Raw genomic sequence first — 16,371 nt, 5'->3', positions numbered from 1 at the left:
CCTTGATCTAAAATAGGCCGGGTCCGCCGAGGCGACCCGGCCTTTTCATTTCTAGAGATTATCTTGGTACAACGTCTGCTCCAACCGGGCGAAATCGAATCGCTCGACCATACCGCCATCCCGCGCCTGCTGCTGCCGCACCCGGGTTCCCTGTTCTCCGCGCGCGCCGAACGCCTGCGCAACCTCGCCGCCGGCAACGTGCACGGCATTCCGGTCGAGGAAGCGCTGCGCGGCTACCTGTCGCTGATGGCGGCCGTCGCCGATGCCCAGGCCGTCGTGGTGGCCGACCTCGGCCGGGACGGCGTGCCCCTGCCCGACGAATCGGCGATGGCGCTGGCCCACGAACACAATATGCCGCCGCTGCCGGCCACGGGCGAGCGCCCGGCCGCCTGGCGCGACGTCTTCACCCGCCTGCTGGACGCGCTGGCCGCCGCCAAGGACGCCCCGCCGCAACTGGCCGCCGCGTTGGACACCCTGCGCGCCACCGAGGGCGCCGAGCTGGAAGGCATCGCCGATGCGATCCTGGGCACTTTCGACGAAGGCGCCGATCCGCTGCGCGCCCCGTTCGTCGCCGCCGCGCTGCAGGTGACCTGGAGCGTCATGGCCGGACAGCTGGACCCGGCCTGGGCCCAGCCGCTCGTCACCGGCACGCTGTGTCCCGTGTGCGGCTCGCATCCGGTCGCCAGCGTCGTGCGCATCGGCGGCCAGTCGCAGGGCTACCGCTACCTGCACTGCAGCGTCTGCGAGTCCGAATGGCACATGGTGCGCGTGAAGTGCTCGCACTGCGAATCGACGGCCAAGGTCGCCTACCAGGGCCTCGTCGGGAAGGACGCCGACCCGGTCGCCGAGAACAAGTCGGCCGCCAAGGAAGGCAAGACGCTCGACAAGGCCAACGACCCGACCAAGGTCGCGCGCGCCGAGACCTGCGACGAATGCGGCACCTACCGCAAGATCTTCAACCAGGAACACGACTTCCACGTCGAACCGGTGGCCGACGACCTGGCCAGCATGATGCTGGACGTGCTCGTGTCCGAGGCAGGGTATGCGCGCGCCAGCGGCAATCCGCTGCTCTGGTTGAAGGAAGGCGCATGACGGCTCGGGTGCCTGGGTCCGCGCCTGGTTCGGCAAACGCGGCCGGCGCGCTGCGCCTGCCGGCCGTGCACGTGCTGCTCGACGACGCGGCCTGCGCGCCCCTGCTGGCCGAATACGGCCGCGAGCAGAGCGTGGCCGCCCTGCGCGCCGTGCTCGACGCCACCCGGGCGCGCCTGCTCGCGGGCGAGGCGGCCGACGCGTCGCCCGCGGCGCTGCTGGACCAGCTCGCCGCGCGCCTGCGCGCCGCCAACGTGTCGAAACTGCGCCCCGTCTACAACCTGACGGGGACCGTGCTGCACACGAACCTGGGCCGCGCGCTGCTGCCCGACGCGGCCGTGCAGGCCGTCGTCGACGCGCTGCAATGGCCGATGAACCTGGAATGGGACATCGAGACGGGCTCGCGCGGCGACCGCGACAACCTCGTCGAGGAACAGCTGCGCGAACTGACGGGCGCCGAAGCCGTCACCATCGTCAACAACAATGCCGCGGCCGTGCTGCTGATGCTCAACGCGCTCGGCAACGGGCGCGAAGTGGTCGTCTCGCGTGGCGAGCTGGTCGAGATCGGCGGCGCCTTCCGCATCCCCGACATCATGGCCCGCGCCGGCGCCATCCTGCGCGAAGTGGGCACCACCAACCGCACCCACCTGAAGGACTACGCCGAATTCGCCGGGCCGCAGACGGCCCTGCTGATGAAGGTCCACGCCAGCAACTATGCGATCACGGGCTTCACCAAGGAAGTCACGGTGGCCGAGCTGGCGCCGCTGGCGCGCGAGCGGGGCATCCCGCTGGCCGTGGACCTGGGCAGCGGCACCCTCGTCGACCTGGAGCGCTGGGGCCTGCCGCACGAGACGACCGTGAAGGAAACGATCGCTGCCGGCGCCGACCTCGTCACCTTCAGCGGCGACAAGCTGCTGGGCGGCCCCCAGTGCGGCATCATCGCCGGCCGCAAGGACCTCGTCGCCGCCATCAAGAAGAATCCCCTGAAACGGGCCCTGCGCGTGTCCAAGCTGACGCTGGCCGCGCTCGAACCCGTGCTGAACCTGTACCGCGCGCCGGACCTGCTGCCCGAGCGCCTGACCACGCTGCGCCTGCTCACGCGCCCGGCCGGCGCCATGCGGGCGGCGGCCGAGGCGCTGCTGGCGCCCTTCCAGCACGCGGTCGGCAGCGCCTATGTCGTGACCGCCGAGCCGGTGACGAGCCAGATCGGCAGCGGCGCGCTGCCCGTGGACCGCCTGCCCAGCCACGGCCTGGCCGTGCGCGCCGCCGCCGGCGTGAAGGGCAATCCGCTGGGCGTGCTGGAACGCCGCCTGCGCGCCCTGCCGCGCCCCGTCATCGGCCGCATCGCCGACGACACGCTGTGGCTGGACCTGCGCTGCCTGGAAGACAGGCAGCGCGACGGCTTCCTGGCCCAGCTGGACCAACTGAACCAACCCAACACAGATTCGAACGCATGATCGTCGGTACCGCAGGACACATCGACCACGGCAAGACCACCCTGACCCGCGCCCTGACCGGCGTCGACACCGACCGCCTGAAGGAAGAAAAGGCGCGCGGCATCTCCATCGAGCTGGGCTACGCCTACCTGCCGAGCGCGGACGGCCGCGTGCTGGGCGTCATCGACGTGCCCGGCCACGAGAAATTCATCCGTACCATGGCCTCGGGCGTGACGGGCATCGACGTCGCGCTGCTCGTGGTGGCCGCCGACGACGGCATCATGCCGCAGACGCTCGAGCACCTGGCGATCCTGGACCTGCTGGGCGTGCGCCGCGGCGTCGTCGCGCTGACCAAGACCGACCGCGCCGACGCCGCACGCATCGCGGCGGTGGAGCGCGACATCGCGCACCTGCTGGCGCCGACCCCGTTCGCGGGCAGCCCCGTGTTCCCCACCGCGGCCACCGTGCCGGGCGATCCCGGCGTGGCCGCCCTGCTGGAACACCTGCACGGGATCGAGCGGGAACTTCCCGTGCTGGACGAGGCGCGCCTGTTCCGCCTGGGCGTGGACCGCGTGTTCACGCTGTCCGGCCAGGGCACGGTCGTCACCGGCACGGCGCTGGCCGGCACCGTGGCCATCGGCGACACGGTCACGCTGGCGCCTTCGGGCCGCCAGGCGCGCGTGCGCGCCATCCACGCGCAGAACCGCGCCGCCGAACGGGGCCAATCCGGACAGCGCCTCGCGCTGAACCTGGCCGGCGTGGCCAAGGAAGACGTCGAACGAGGAAGCTGGATCGTCGATCCGCGCATGGCCGCGTGCTCGGAAAGGATCGATGCCGAACTCACGCTGCTGGCGGACGCGGGCGGCGCCCTGAAGGCCTGGAGCCCGGTGCACGTGCACCTCGGCGCCGCCCACCGCACGGCGCACGTGGTTCCGCTGCTCGAGGACACGCTGCAGCCGGGCCGGCGCGGCCGCGTGCAGATCGTGTTCGACGCGCCGCTGCACGCCGTGCCGGGCGACCGCTTCGTGCTGCGCAACGCCCAGGCCACTCAGACCATCGGCGGCGGCGTCGTGCTGGATCCGTTCGGCGCGCCGCGCCGGCGGCGCAGCGCGGCGCGGCTGGCCTGGCTCGACGCGCTGGCCGCCTTCGTCGACGGCGGCGCCGCGGCCGCGCTGGTCGCGGCGAGTCCCTCCGGCCTGGAAGGCAACGCCCTGGAGCGCCTGGTCCAGCGTCCGCTGGAAGACATCGCGCTGCCGCCGCAGACGCTGCGTCTGCCGCTGGCGGGCGGCGACACGCTGCTGATCGATCCGGCCATGCTGGCGCCCCTGGAAACCCGGGTGCTGGCCGCGCTGGACGACTTCCATGCGCGCCATCCGGACGAGGCGGGGCCGGAACTGTGGCGCCTGAAGCGGATCGCCGCGCAGGATGCCAGCGACGCGCTGTGGACCGGCGTGACGGCGCGCATGCTGGACGACGGCCGGATCGCCCGCACGGGCCACAGCCTGCACCTGCCGGGCCACAGCGTGGCCCTGTCCGAAGCGGACCAGCGCGCCGCCGCCCTGCTCCTGCCGGCGCTGGAGAAGGGACGTTTCGATCCGCCCTGGGTGCGCGACCTGGCGAAGGAATTCGGCCTGCAGGAAGACGCCGTGCGCCAGCTGCTGCGCAAGCTGGCGCGTGCCGGCCAGGTGAGCCAGGTGGTGAAGGACTTGTTCTACCATCCGGCGCCGCTGGCCGAGCTGGCGCGCGTGGTGGGCGAGCTGCCCGACGCGCAGGCCGCGAGCTTCCGCGACGCCACGGGCCTGGGCCGCAAGCGCGCCATCCAGGTCCTGGAGTTTTTCGACCGCGTCGGCTATACTCGCCGCGTCCGCAACAGCCACATGGTGCGGCCGAACGTCAGTTGGCAAGGCTGACCCGAACGTCGTCCCCGCGCAGGCGGGGATCCAGGTTCGATGGATCGGCTGCTCCACATTGGATTCCCGCCTGCGCGGGAACCACGTACGAGGAAGGCATTCTCATCCGGTGATGGGGCCGGGCTTCAAACCCGGTGGGGGGCGTCAGCCGCTCTCCTGTAAGTTCGACTCTTTCTGCCTTCCGCCCCCTCTTCCTTGATTACTTCTTGCCCTTGGCCGAGACGTCGAGCGCATGGCGTGCCGACGGTTCGACCTGGGTTTCCGAAGGGTCGCCCTGCATCGTTTCCTTGGCCTCGTTGCCGGCCTGCGCCGCGCTGATGTCGTTGCGCAGCTTGCCCTTGTCGTCGTACGGCGTGCGCACGGGCGGCTTCCATTCGCCGTTCGGCTTGTTGGACGACTGGTTCTGCGCATCCTGGCGGTCCGCGGTCGCGGTATGGCCAGGCGTGGCCTTCGTGCCCGCCTTGGTGTCCGACTGCGCCTGCGGCGGATTGGCCATATTGGTCGTGGAATGGCTTTGCGCCGCGGCGGCGCCCGCAACCAGCATCACGGCCGCGACTGCACTCATGTTCCTCATCATATGCTTCAGCATGGTATTGCTCCTTTCATTCACGCGCCCTCGAGCGCTTCGATATTCTTCGGTTCCTGCACCGGCACGCCGTTGCGCTCCGCGCGGAAGCGCTTCGACATCGCATAGACCTCCTTGCGCACCCGCATGATGGAGCCCAGCGGGCGGTGCGCCGCCAGCGCGTGCCACGGGTTGAACTGCATGCCCTCGTCGATGCGACGGGCGCGTTCCTCGCTGTACGCCTGCTGGGGTGCAGCGCGCAGCCGCGCCACCGTCACGTACGGGCTCTCGTCCTCCGGCCACTCCTTCGACGCATCCTCGATCGGCATCTTGTCGATGTCCGTGCACAGCTGGATGCGCACTTCCCATTCGCCGCCCTTGGACGCGAAATGCCCGACGACGGCGTCGCGCAGGCCGTCCGGCTTGTCCGCCAGGTCGACGGGCGCGTCCTTCAGCTCCGTCAGTTCGGGCACGACGGGCGCGATCTGCACCTTGGCCATGTAGGGGCCGTACAGGATCGGCACCTGGCTGTAGAAGGTCTCGCCCAGCGGATGGGTTTCCGGATGACCGCCCAGGGCCTTCAGCGTGGCGCTCTCGCCCCCGACGGCTTCGACCGCCTTCTCGGCGCCGCGCGCGACGGCCGAGAACAGGCGCTTCAGGTTGGGGCCCTTGTCCGTGGTGGACGCCAGCAGCTTGGCATTGCCGGCGAATTTCTTCGCCGTGGGCGCACTGAACACGGGGCCGTTGACGGTGACGAAGTCCTGGGTGACGTCGCCCTCGCTCCCTTCGACGCGCTCGCCCGGCACGCCGATCACCTTGACGGCCATGCCGCGCGGGGTCGATACGTCGTCCGGCAGGATGTCGCCCGGCGTCGTCGACAGCCGCACGACGGCCGGATAGGTCGCCGCCTGCGCGAACAGGCCCTGCGCATACGCCGGCGGCAGGCCGTCCAGCACCGTCAGCTCGCCCAGCAGCAGGCCGTGGGTCTTGGCGTGCACGCTGCGGATCGCGCGGCTGCCGTCCTCGAAGGTCTTGGCCGAGATCTGGTGCATCGTGTCCTTCAGCTCGAAGGTCGTCTGCGCCTCGTCCTCCTCCGGCACCTCGAACGCGGGCTGGTAGGGGATGGGATGGATGGTCGCGGGTGCGGTCATGGTGCTTGCCTTGTTGTTGGTTAGACCACATGATGAACCGCCGAGCCCGGCCGTTCTGTGCCCCGCCGCACGCAAAATCGACAAATTTAGCGCTCTGCACCGAAAACGGACGCGTGCGCCCCCGCTCGCCGAGCTGCGTTACCTTGTCGCCGTATCAACACATTTGCCCCCAAGGCGCAGCGAGACGACCATGAATACACGCAGCAAGACCAACGAACCGACGATCCCGGCCGGCGGCTGGGGTTCCCTCAAGGAGGTCAGCACCATCCTGCTGAAGCAGCACGTGCCCGTCGAGGGCGGCGCCCTGCTCCTCCAGCAGAACAAGCCGGACGGCTTCATGTGCGTCAGCTGCTCCTGGGCCAAGCCCGCCCATCCGCACCCGGCCGAATTCTGCGAGAGCGGCGCCAAGGCGACGGCCTGGGAAATCACGAGCAAGACGGTGGACGCCGGCTTCTTCGCGCGCCACACGCTGCGCCAGCTGGAAAGCTGGCACGACCACGAACTCGAGGATGCGGGCCGCCTGACCGTGCCGATGAAATGGGACGGCGCGCTGGACCGCTACGTCGAGATCGGCTGGGACCAGGCATTCGCCGAGATCGGCGCCCAGCTCAAGCAGTGCGATCCGAAGAAGGTCGTGTTCTACAGTTCCGGAAGGGCCTCGCTGGAGACCTCGTACATGTACGCGCTGCTGGCGCGCATGTACGGCAACAACAACCTGCCGGACAGCTCGAACATGTGCCACGAGAGCACTTCGGTGGCGCTGCCGAAATCGATCGGCGTCCCGGTCGGCACCGTGGTGCTCGACGATTTCGAGAAAACCGACTGCATCTTCTTCTTCGGCCAGAACGTGGGCGTGAACAGCCCGCGCATGCTGCACCAGCTGCAGGAGGCGCGCAAGCGCGGCGTCCCCATCGTCACTTTCAACCCGCTGCGCGAGCGCGGCCTGGTCAGCTTCGTCAACCCCCAATCGCCCGCCGAAATGCTGAGCGGTCACGAGACGGCGATCAGCACCCAGTACCACCAGCTCAAGGCGGGGGGCGACCTGGCGGCCCTGATGGGCATGTGCAAGGCCGTGATCGCTGCCGACGACGCGGCGCGGACGGCCGGCGGCGCGCGCGTCCTGGACGCCGCCTTCGTCGCCGAGCACACCCACGGCTTCGACGCCTTCGCCGAGCAGGCCCGCGCCTGTCCATGGGACGAGATCGAGCGCGAAAGCGGCCTGGCGCGCGCGCAGATCGAGGAAGCGGCCGGTCAGTACATGCGTTCGAACGCCTGCATGGGCGTGTACGGCATGGGCCTGACCCAGCACCGCAACGGCGTCCAGACCGTCAACATGCTGGTCAACCTGCTGCTGCTGCGCGGGAATATCGGCAAGCCGGGCGCCGGCATCTGTCCCGTGCGCGGCCACTCCAACGTGCAGGGCCAGCGCACGGTGGGCATCAGCGAGAAGCCGGAACTGGTCCCGCTCGACAAGCTCAAGGCACAATACGGCTTCGAGCCGCCGCGCGACAAGGGCATGAACACGATCGAGGCCTGCGAGGCGATCCGCGACAGGAAGCTCGAAGCCCTCGTGAGCCTGGGCGGCAACCTCGTGCGCGCCGTGCCGGACCACGGCCCCATGGAGCAGGCCTGGCGCGACGTCCCGCTGACCGTGCACATCGCCACCAAGCTCAATCGCAGCCACCTCGTGCACGGCAAGGTGGCCTACCTGCTGCCCTGCCTGGGCCGCATCGAGGTCGACCGCCAGCAAACGGGCGAGCAGGCCGTCACGATGGAGGACTCGACCGCCTGCATGCACGGCTCGCGCGGCCGGGCGGAACCGGCGGCCGGCACGCTGCTGTCGGAACCGGCCATCGTCGCCGGCATCGCCAAGGCGCTGTTGCCGCCCAACCCGCGCCTGGACTGGGATGCCTGGGTGGCTGACTACGGCCGCATCCGCGACGCCATCGCCGAGACCTATCCGGAGATCTTCCACGACTTCAACGCGCGGATGTGGACGCCCGGGGGCTTCCGCAAGCCGCTGGGCGCGGCGCACCGGCAATGGAAGACGGAGACCGGCAAGGCCAACTTCACGACGCCCGACGGCCTCGTCGCCGACCCCGACATGCCCAGGCATCCGGAGGCGCTGCGCCTGTTCACGGTGCGCAGCGACGGCCAGTTCAACACGACGATCTACAGCCTGGAAGACCGCTTCCGCGGCGCCCAGCGGCGCGACGTGCTGTTCATGGCGCGCGAGGACATGGATGCGCGCGGCCTGGCCGACGGCGACCTGGTGACGGCGTCCACGGCCGTCGACGACGGCGTCGAGCGGCGCGTGGAGAACCTGCAGGTGATCGAATTCCCGGTGCCGGCCGGCTGCGTGGCCGGCTACTACCCGGAACTGAACCCGCTGATCCCCCTGTGGCACTACGCCAAGGAGAGCAAGGTGCCGGCCGCCAAGTCGATCGACATCGTGATCGCGAAGAGCGGCACCACGCGCGACCCGTCCAGGATGCACTGACATGGCGGCCAATCCGAAATACCTGCGCACGCATACGGGCTGGCTGATGGTGCTGACCGAGGGCGACGACCTGTTCGCGGAACTGGAGCGGCTGGCGACAAGCGAACAGCTCACGTCGGCCAGCGTGAGCGCCTTCGGCTTCGCCGGCAGCGTCACCTTCGGCTTCTACGACTTCGGCAAGAAGGACTACGACCCGGCCACGTTCACGGACCGCGAGATGGCGGGGATCACGGGGACCCTGGCATGGAAGGACGGCAAGCCGTCGCTGCACGCCCACGGCGTGGGCGGCGGCAAGGACTTCTCGGTGGTCGGCGGCCACCTGCTGGCCCTCACGGTGGGCAAAGGCTCGCTGGAGGTGACCTTGACGGTGCATCCGCAGCGGCTGGAGCGGAAGGAAGATCCGAGGATCGGGGCGAATGTGCTGCAGCTGTTCTAAAAGCCGACGGGATTGAATGCACGTACGACACCCTTCCTCGCAACCCCAGAAACGTCATCCCCGCGAAGGCGGGGATGACGGTTTATAGGCTAGCGATGCTGCGTGCTTCAACCGTTCAAATGCCCTTTCAGCGTCTCCAGGAACCTACCCTTGTCGAACAACGTCAGCACGGTCTCCTTGCCACCTTCGCCCGGCACTTCCAGCACCTCTCCCGCATCGCGGCGCATGTCGTCCGGGCCGTTCAGGCGCAGCAGCGCGGGCGACGGGCGGCGCTGGCTGTCGGGCAGCGACAGGATGCTGTCGACACGGTCGACGATCACGCCATAACGCTCGTCGCCGTGGTCCAGCACCAGCACGCGGCGCTCGGCCTGCGCGGCGGCATCCAGGCACGCCTGGGCCGGCATGCCGTACATGCGGCGCAGATCGATCACGCAGATCATCCGCTGGCGCAGCTGCATCATGCCGTGCACGCAGTCCCGCATGCCGGGCGGGCGCGTCATCGCGTCGTCGAACGCGACGATTTCGCGTACCTGGCCGATGTCGGTGGCCCACGCCGTGTCGAGCGTGAACGCGAGATAGACCTGGCGGCGCCCGTTCTTCGACCCGCTCCGGCCCGGCGCGGCGTCCAGCTCGTGCTGGTACAGGCGGCGGTGGCCGGCGCAGATCTCGGCCACTTCGCTCTCCGAGAACAGGTGGGCGTGATCCAGGAACAGCGCGTCGCCCCGCTCCGCGTTCGGCAGCACGCCGCGGAACATGGCGGCGCGGCGCGTGCCCAGCATGGGGATCGCGAGCACGTCGGCGTCGAAGTACGGGCGGATGTCGTCGACGCCGTCGACCAGCAGGCCGAGCAGGTCGCCGCCGGCGCGCACGATCATCACGCGGCGGTCTTCCTCGCGCGCGTCCGGGTTCGGCGCGCACTGCAGCAGCGCGCCCAGGTCGACGGCGCCGACCACGGTGCCGCGCAGGTCGAACCAGCCCTTGCACAGCGTGCCCAGCATGACGGACGAGCGCAGTTCCGGCACGCGGATGATTTCCTGCACGGCGTCGATCGCCATCGCGAAGGCCATGCCGCCGGCGCGGAACGCGAGCGCCTTGCGGCCCTGGGCGCGGCGCAGGAAGCGCAGGCGTTCGGCGTCGCGCGCGGCGCTCTGGGCCCGCACCTGCGGCACGTTGTCGATGCGGATCAGCGCCGCCGGATCGAGCAGCTGCACCAGGCGCGCGCCGCCGTCCAGCGTCAGCGCGCCGGACAGCACGGCCGCGGCCCCCGCGCCGCCGTAGGCGAGCACGGTGCGCTGTTCCGGACGCACGCGCAGCACCTCGCCGGTGGCGTCGAACACGAGACCCACCAGCACTTCCTCGTGCTCGAGGATGGCCACGCGCTGCTCCGGGCCGGCCGCGGGGGCCTGCGGGTCGAACACGCGCGCCAGGTTGATCATCGGGATCGCGCTGCCGCGCAGCGTGAAGATGCCTTCCAGGCAGGCGGGCGACAGCGGCAGGCGCACGACGCGCTCGGGCATGCCGACCACTTCGCGGATGCAGGCGGCGTCCAGCGCGTATTCCTGGCCGCCCAGCCAGAAGCTGCCGTACAGGGCCGTGCCGGCCGCGCGCGCCAGCGCGTCGGCCTTGACGGCGCGGGCCGCATCGGCCGCGGCCAGCGCCTGGCGCACCTCGCTCGATGCGGACAATGGCGCAGGTGCCAGCGTGTCCGCCAGGACGGCGGCGTTCACGCGTACGCTCCCTCGGCCATGCCGACGCGCACCACCGACCAGGTCCGGCTGTCGCAATCGATCGACAGGCGGCGGCCGTGGCTGCCGCCGACGTCCTCGTATTCCACGTGCAGGCCGCGCGCGGCCAGCTGCGCATGCGCCGCGGCGATGTTGCGGCGGCCGATGGCGCCCTCGCCGCCCGGCAGGTGCAGCATGCGCGCGCCGCCGGCGACGACGACCTCGACGTCGCCGTACTGTTCGCGCTTGACGCCCAGGGCGGCCAGCAGGGCCGGCACGGCGGCGCTGACATAGCGCGCGGCGGCATTACCGATGCCCGCGCCCTCGGGCAGGAAGCAGTGCGCCAGGCCGCAGCGGCCGCGGCTCTTCCAGATCATGCCGATGCCCACGCAGGAACCCAGCAGCGCCGTCAGCACCTGGTCGCCCTCGGCCACTTCGAGCTGGCCGGTCCAGACGTGACGCGTGTGGGCGGCGTCGGGACGGGGGCGCGGCATGTGGCGCATGCCGCGCGGCAGGGCCAGCGATGCCGCGAGGGGGCCCTGCATGGTGGTCGTGCTCGGGGACAGTGCGTGCGCGTTCATGCTTGGCCTCCTGCGATGCGATAGACGTGTGCTTGTTCGAATTCGAACGGGGTGTTCAGGCGGGTGATCGACTCCTGCTCGCCCAGGATCAGGCGGGCGTCCGGACGCATGGCGCCGCGGACCTGCCCCAGGATGCGCTGCTGGTTCTCTTCGTCGAAGTAGATCAGGACGTTGCGCAGCAGGACCAGGTCGTAGTGCTCGCGCCTGGACGGCGCCGCCAGCAGGTTGTGGCTGTCGAAGCTCACGTGCTGGCGCACTTCGGGGACCACGGTGAAGCGCTCGGGGCCGCCCGCCAGGTAGCGGCGGAACAGCGCCGGGCGGGTCAGCTCGAAGCGTTCCACGGTGCGGCCGCGATAGGTCGCGCCGCGCGCCGCGTCCAGCGCCTGGCTGGAGATGTCGGTCGCGTCGATGGCGAAGCGGAACGAGGGGTGCCGGCGCTGGAATTCCAGGCACAGCATCGACATCGAATACGCTTCCTCGCCGGTGGCGGCGGCCGCCGACCAGATGCGCAACGGCGTCGCGCCCATGCGCCCGTGCCAGTCGGCGAGGAATTCGTCGTTCAGGTACCACCACACGGCCGGGGTCCGGAAGAATGCGGAGTCGTTGGTCGTCACGGAATTGATGAACGAGCCCACTTCGTCGCCGCCGCGGCGCAGGTGGGCGATGTAGTCCGCGTAGGAGGCCAGGCCGAGCGCGCGCATGCGCGGCAGCAGGCGGCCCTGCAGCAGCACGCGCTTGTTCTCGTTCATCGCGATGCCCGTGTGCTGGCGCACCAGCTCGATCACGGCTTCCAGGTGGTCGTCGCCCAGCTCCATCCCCGTCCTCATACGGCGAAGCGGCCGACGGCGCGGTTGAGCTGCTCGGCGTTCTCGTTCAGGCCTTCGGTCGAACGGGCGATGCTGTCGCAGGAGCCGGCGGAACGCTCGGTTTCCTGGGCGATGTAGGAGATCGCCACGCTCACTTCCTTGGCCGTGAGCGACTGCTCGTTGGCGCTGGCCGAGATGTCGGCGATCGCCAGCGAGGTGCGCGCCACGCCCTGGGTGATGCGGTCGAAGGCTTCGCTGGCCTGGCGCGAGATCTCGCTGCCCTGGGCCACGCGGCGCACCGATTCGTTGATCAGCTTGGAGATTTCCTTGGTCGCCTGCGAGGAGCGCTCGGCCAGCTTGCGCACCTCGTCCGCGACGACGGAGAAGCCCAGGCCGTGTTCGCCGGCGCGCGCGGCCTCGATGGCGGCGTTGAAGGCCAGCATATTGGTCTGGCTGGCGATCTCGCCGATCACCTTGACGATCTCGCCGATGTCCTCGGCCGACTGGTTGATCATGCCCATCGCTTCGATCGACTTGGCGATCGCCTTGCCGCCCAGCTCCGCCTCGTCGTGCGTCGCCTGCGCCAGCGTGTTGGCATCCTGGGTGCTGCGCGCGATGGTCTCGATCGATGCCGTCAGGCCGTCCACCGAGGCGTTCATTTGTTCCACGGTCGCGCCCAGCGCCTGGGCGCTGGCGGCGACGGTGTTGGAGCGCTCGGCGATGGTGCGCGAGGATTCGGACAGCTTGCCGGCCGACTGCACGACGCCGCCGATCACGGCGCGCAAGTCGCCGATCATGGCCAGCACGCCCGTGGCGAGCTGGTCGAGCGGCTCGTCGCCCTCGACGGCCACGGTCCCGGTCAAGTCGCCGCGCGCGGCCGAGGCCACCAGGGCCAGCAGGCCGTCGACCTTGCGGCGCTCGGCATCGCCGCGGGCGGCATTGGCCTGCTCCAGGCGCACCTGTTCGGTGATGTCGGTGGCGAATTTGACGACTTTGACGGGCTTGCCGTTCAGGTCGAAGATCGGGTTGTAGGTCGCCTGGATCCACACGACCTTGCCGTTGTTACCAAGGCGCTTGTAGCGGCCCGCGTCGAATTCGCCGCGGTTCAGTTTCTGCCAGAACTTGCGGTAGGCGGCGCTGGCGGCGTAGTCGTCCTCGCAGAACACGCGGTGGTGCTCGCCCTTCACGTCGGCCAGCTCGTACTCGAGCAGGTCGAGGAAATTCTCGTTGGCGCTCAAGAGGTGGCCATCCATGTCGAACTCGACGACGGCCTGGGCGCGGCTCATGGCGGCCGCCAGGGCGACGTACTCGGCATTGCGCACGCGCTGCCCGGTGATGTCGGTTGCAAACTTGATCACCTTGATCACGCGGCCGTCGGCATCGACGACGGGGTTGTAGGAGGCGTTGATCCACAGCTCGCGGCCGCCCTTGCCGACGCGCTTGTATTCGGCGCGCTCGATCTTGCCGGTGGCCAGGTCTTCCCAGAAACGCGCGTATTCGGCGGAGGCGGCGTGCTCCTTCTCGACGAACATCGCATGGTGGCGGCCGACGATCTCGTCGGCGCGGTAGCCGGTCAGGGCCAGGAAGTTGTCGTTGGCGCGGATGATGATGCCGTCGAGGCCGAACTCGATGATCGCCTGGGCGCGGTCGAGGGCGGCGTAGGCGGCGCGCATTTCTTGCAGGTCTGCCTGGGAATCCTGAATGGTCATGTCGATGTCGTGAAATGAAAGAAGTGATGGCAAGCGCCTTGATGGGATCGATCATGAACTATTTATTTCCCGAAGTAAATTACGCAAATACGAAAATCCAGAAAATCCAGTATCAGCGTTGTTGTAGGACAACACCTACAGCTTCACTGAGTGCTTTTGAGCGTCATTAGCCCCTTCCTCCCTCGCTACGCAGCGCCACCTCCGGTGGCATCGCGCAACCGCATGTTGCTATCGCGCCGGTTGTTCAATATCAAATTCCCCTATCAGCACGACCGTTTCATGGGGGCCGTCCGGATTTGGTCAGCCGTTTCATCGTGAGGGCAATTGGAACCCAACTCAGCCGTTTCACGCGATGCGGGTCGAGAGCGGGTCAAGTGCGTTCAATACGAAGCGCGGATGTTCATGTTTCTAGGACACAACACGAAACGCAAAATCGAAACTTTCCTTACGGGAACTCGGAAAAAGTGATACAGTGCAACCCGTTCCCCAAATCCGGCAAATCCGATACCTGTAGCACCACCGATTCCACCAAAGGAGATCATTCGATGACCAACCGCATTCTGACCACCCTGCTGCTCTGGACCCTGCTGCTGATCGGCACCCGCACGTTCGCTGCGGACGGCGACCAGGTCAGCGCCACGCTGCACGCATTCCAGGTAGTGACCTCCGGCAAGGACGTCAAGCTGGTGCCGACCACCCAGGCCAACCCGGGCGATGTCATCGAGTACCAGGTGACCTACCAGAACAACGGCAAGACGCCGGCCAGGCAGGTACTGGCCACGCTGCCGGTGCCCGAAGGCGGCATGGCCTACATCGATGGCACTGCCACCCCGGCCACGCTGATGGCCAGCCTGGACGGCAAGACCTTCGCCCCGGCCCCGCTCAAGCGCCAATTCGTGCGCAATGGCCGCCGCCAGAGCGAACCCGTGCCGGCTTCCGAATACCGATTCCTGCGCTGGGACCTGGGCGAACTCGCTCCGGGCCAGTCCGTCACCGTCACCTCGCGCATGCGCCTCGGCGATGCCGGGAAGCGTTCCTGATCCACATCCCATGTCTTCTAATTAAGAAAGGATACCGACATGAAAACCCGTTTGACCGTCCTCGCTACCCTGATGCTGGCCGCCGCCCACGGCGCCCAGGCGGCTACGCCTGCCGGTACCCAGATCAGCAATACCGCCACAGCCACCTACTCGGACGGCACCGGTACCAAGACGGCAACCTCGAATACCGTGGTCACCACCGTGCAGCAGGTCGCCAGCCTGACCATGACGGCCGGCACGACCAAGACCGGCGCCGCCGGCACCCAGGTCGTGTTCGCGCACAGCCTCACCAACACCGGCAACGGCACCGACACCTTCGCCCTGAGCACCAGCCAGAGCGGCGCGTTCACGATGGCCAACGTGCAGTTCTTCGCCGATGCCGACGGCAACGGCGTGGCCGACAACGCCACCCCGATCAGCGCCGCCAGCGACGTGGCCGCCGGCGCCACGTTCAAGTTCGTCGCCGTCGCCACGCTGCCGGCCGGCGCCGCCAACGGCACCAGCAACAGCCTGGTCGTCACCGCCACCAGCAACTTCACCAGCACCGTCAAGACCAGCAGCACCGACACCACCACCGTCGGCGCCGGCTCGACCATGGACATCACCGCCAACGGCTCGGGCCTGGGCGCGGGCGCCGGCGGGGAAGCCAGCGCCGTGGTGACCAACACCGTCGCCCCGGGCGTGGCCACCCGCTTCACGCTGCACCTGAACAACGGCGGCGGCATCGCCGACACGTTCAACCTGGCCGCCAGCACCGACGGCACCTTCGGCACCACCACGCTGCCGAGCGGCTGGACCGTCGTGTTCCGCGACGCGACGGGCGCCGTCATCACCAGCGCGACCGTCAATCCGAACTCGACCACCGTCGTGTACGCCGACGTGACCCCGCCGGCCGGCGCCACCGCGGGCACCACCGACCTCTACTTCCGCGCACTCTCGCCGACCACCAACGTCAAGGACATCATCCATGACGCCGTGATCGTCAACCCGAACGCGACCCAAGTGAGCCTGGTCAAGACCCAGGCGCTGGACGCCAACTGCGACGGCACGGCCGACACCGCCTACAGCTCGGCGCCGATCACGACCGGCGCGCTGCCGGGCGCGTGCATCCGCTACAAGATCACCGCCACCAATACCGGCACCACCAACGTGACGTCGGTGACGATCAACGACGACATCCCGGCCAATACGACGTATTACGCCGGCAACAATCCGGTCACGGCCACCCTCGGCTCCATCCTGACCGTGCTGACGGGCCAGGTGTCCACGATGACCGCGTCGGTGCCGGTGCTGGTGCCGAACCAGTCCGGCACCATGGAATTCGGCGTGCGCATCAACCCGTAAGCCCCGCCTGCCGCTCCCCAGTAGTGCCCTGACCGCCGCCCCCACGGGCGGCGGCGGGGCGGTTTTCGCCCTTTTTTCCT

At 69.0% G+C, this 16,371-nt stretch carries 13 protein-coding genes and 1 tRNA gene; 8 read left to right on the top strand and 6 right to left on the bottom strand.

Going from position 1 to position 16,371, the window contains the following annotated elements; genetic code table 11:
* Positions 1-63 precede the first annotated feature (63 nt).
* The 4 genes from fdhE to QPK32_RS12390 all read left to right on the top strand — a co-directional run bounded on the left by fdhE (position 64) and on the right by QPK32_RS12390 (position 4,619).
* On the top strand, positions 64-1,092 hold the full coding sequence (fdhE, locus tag QPK32_RS12405; RefSeq protein ID WP_290413124.1) for a formate dehydrogenase accessory protein FdhE: 1,029 nt from the start codon (positions 64-66) through the stop codon (positions 1,090-1,092).
* Complete coding sequence (gene selA, locus QPK32_RS12400; RefSeq protein ID WP_290413123.1) at positions 1,089-2,546, top strand: L-seryl-tRNA(Sec) selenium transferase; 1,458 nt, start codon at positions 1,089-1,091, stop codon at positions 2,544-2,546. Before fdhE ends, selA begins: the two co-directional genes overlap by 4 nt.
* Positions 2,543-4,435 (top strand): selenocysteine-specific translation elongation factor, encoded by a 1,893-nt coding sequence (selB, locus tag QPK32_RS12395; RefSeq protein ID WP_290413122.1) that lies wholly within the window; start codon positions 2,543-2,545, stop codon positions 4,433-4,435. The genes selA and selB overlap by 4 nt, the downstream gene beginning before the upstream one ends.
* 91 nt (positions 4,436-4,526) lie before the next feature.
* Positions 4,527-4,619 (top strand) — tRNA-Sec (locus QPK32_RS12390).
* Positions 4,620-4,634: 15 nt separating this feature from the next.
* On the opposite strand, the gene QPK32_RS12385 is transcribed toward QPK32_RS12390, so the two are convergent.
* Together QPK32_RS12385 and QPK32_RS12380 are read right to left on the bottom strand one after the other, a co-directional pair.
* Entirely contained in the window at positions 4,635-5,000 is a 366-nt protein-coding gene (locus tag QPK32_RS12385) for a hypothetical protein (RefSeq protein ID WP_290413121.1), read from the bottom strand.
* 41 nt (positions 5,001-5,041) lie between these two features.
* Positions 5,042-6,151 (bottom strand): catalase family protein, encoded by a 1,110-nt coding sequence (locus tag QPK32_RS12380; RefSeq protein ID WP_290413120.1) that lies wholly within the window; start codon positions 6,149-6,151, stop codon positions 5,042-5,044.
* Positions 6,152-6,341: 190 nt separating this feature from the next.
* Between QPK32_RS12380 and QPK32_RS12375 the strand changes: the two genes are divergently transcribed.
* Together QPK32_RS12375 and QPK32_RS12370 are read left to right on the top strand one after the other, a co-directional pair.
* Entirely contained in the window at positions 6,342-8,651 is a 2,310-nt protein-coding gene (locus QPK32_RS12375; protein ID WP_290413119.1) for an FdhF/YdeP family oxidoreductase, read from the top strand.
* A 1-nt stretch (position 8,652) separates the two neighbouring features.
* Positions 8,653-9,087 (top strand): PPC domain-containing DNA-binding protein, encoded by a 435-nt coding sequence (locus tag QPK32_RS12370; protein WP_290413118.1) that lies wholly within the window; start codon positions 8,653-8,655, stop codon positions 9,085-9,087.
* A 107-nt stretch (positions 9,088-9,194) separates the two neighbouring features.
* Here the strand turns inward: QPK32_RS12370 and QPK32_RS12365 are convergent, their stop codons facing one another.
* Genes QPK32_RS12365 through QPK32_RS12350 form a run of 4 tightly spaced genes read right to left on the bottom strand, consistent with a single transcriptional unit; the run spans position 9,195 to position 13,907 of the window.
* Positions 9,195-10,814, bottom strand: coding sequence for a chemotaxis protein CheW (locus tag QPK32_RS12365; protein WP_290413117.1), 1,620 nt, complete (start codon positions 10,812-10,814; stop codon positions 9,195-9,197).
* Positions 10,811-11,392, bottom strand: a complete 582-nt coding sequence (locus tag QPK32_RS12360) for a chemotaxis protein CheD (RefSeq protein WP_290413116.1) — start codon at positions 11,390-11,392, stop codon at positions 10,811-10,813. Before QPK32_RS12360 ends, QPK32_RS12365 begins: the two co-directional genes overlap by 4 nt.
* Complete coding sequence (locus QPK32_RS12355; protein ID WP_290413115.1) at positions 11,389-12,207, bottom strand: protein-glutamate O-methyltransferase CheR; 819 nt, start codon at positions 12,205-12,207, stop codon at positions 11,389-11,391. The genes QPK32_RS12360 and QPK32_RS12355 overlap by 4 nt, the downstream gene beginning before the upstream one ends.
* A gap of 8 nt (positions 12,208-12,215) precedes the next feature.
* Positions 12,216-13,907, bottom strand: a complete 1,692-nt coding sequence (locus QPK32_RS12350; RefSeq protein WP_290413114.1) for a PAS domain-containing methyl-accepting chemotaxis protein — start codon at positions 13,905-13,907, stop codon at positions 12,216-12,218.
* Between the two features lie 545 nt (positions 13,908-14,452).
* Here QPK32_RS12350 and QPK32_RS12345 point away from each other — a divergent pair.
* Together QPK32_RS12345 and QPK32_RS12340 are read left to right on the top strand one after the other, a co-directional pair.
* The gene (locus QPK32_RS12345) at positions 14,453-14,947 is read left to right on the top strand and encodes a hypothetical protein (protein WP_290413113.1); all 495 of its coding nucleotides are present in this window, start codon (positions 14,453-14,455) and stop codon (positions 14,945-14,947) included.
* Between the two features lie 39 nt (positions 14,948-14,986).
* On the top strand, positions 14,987-16,291 hold the full coding sequence (locus QPK32_RS12340; RefSeq protein WP_290413112.1) for a hypothetical protein: 1,305 nt from the start codon (positions 14,987-14,989) through the stop codon (positions 16,289-16,291).
* Positions 16,292-16,371 lie beyond the last annotated feature (80 nt).

Origin of the sequence: Massilia sp. YIM B02763 (assembly GCF_030412015.1) — a bacterium.
In the GTDB taxonomy this organism is placed as follows: domain Bacteria; phylum Pseudomonadota; class Gammaproteobacteria; order Burkholderiales; family Burkholderiaceae_D; genus Telluria.
Note: the sequence above shows the minus strand (reverse complement) of the source record. Positions and strands in the feature narration are given on the sequence as shown.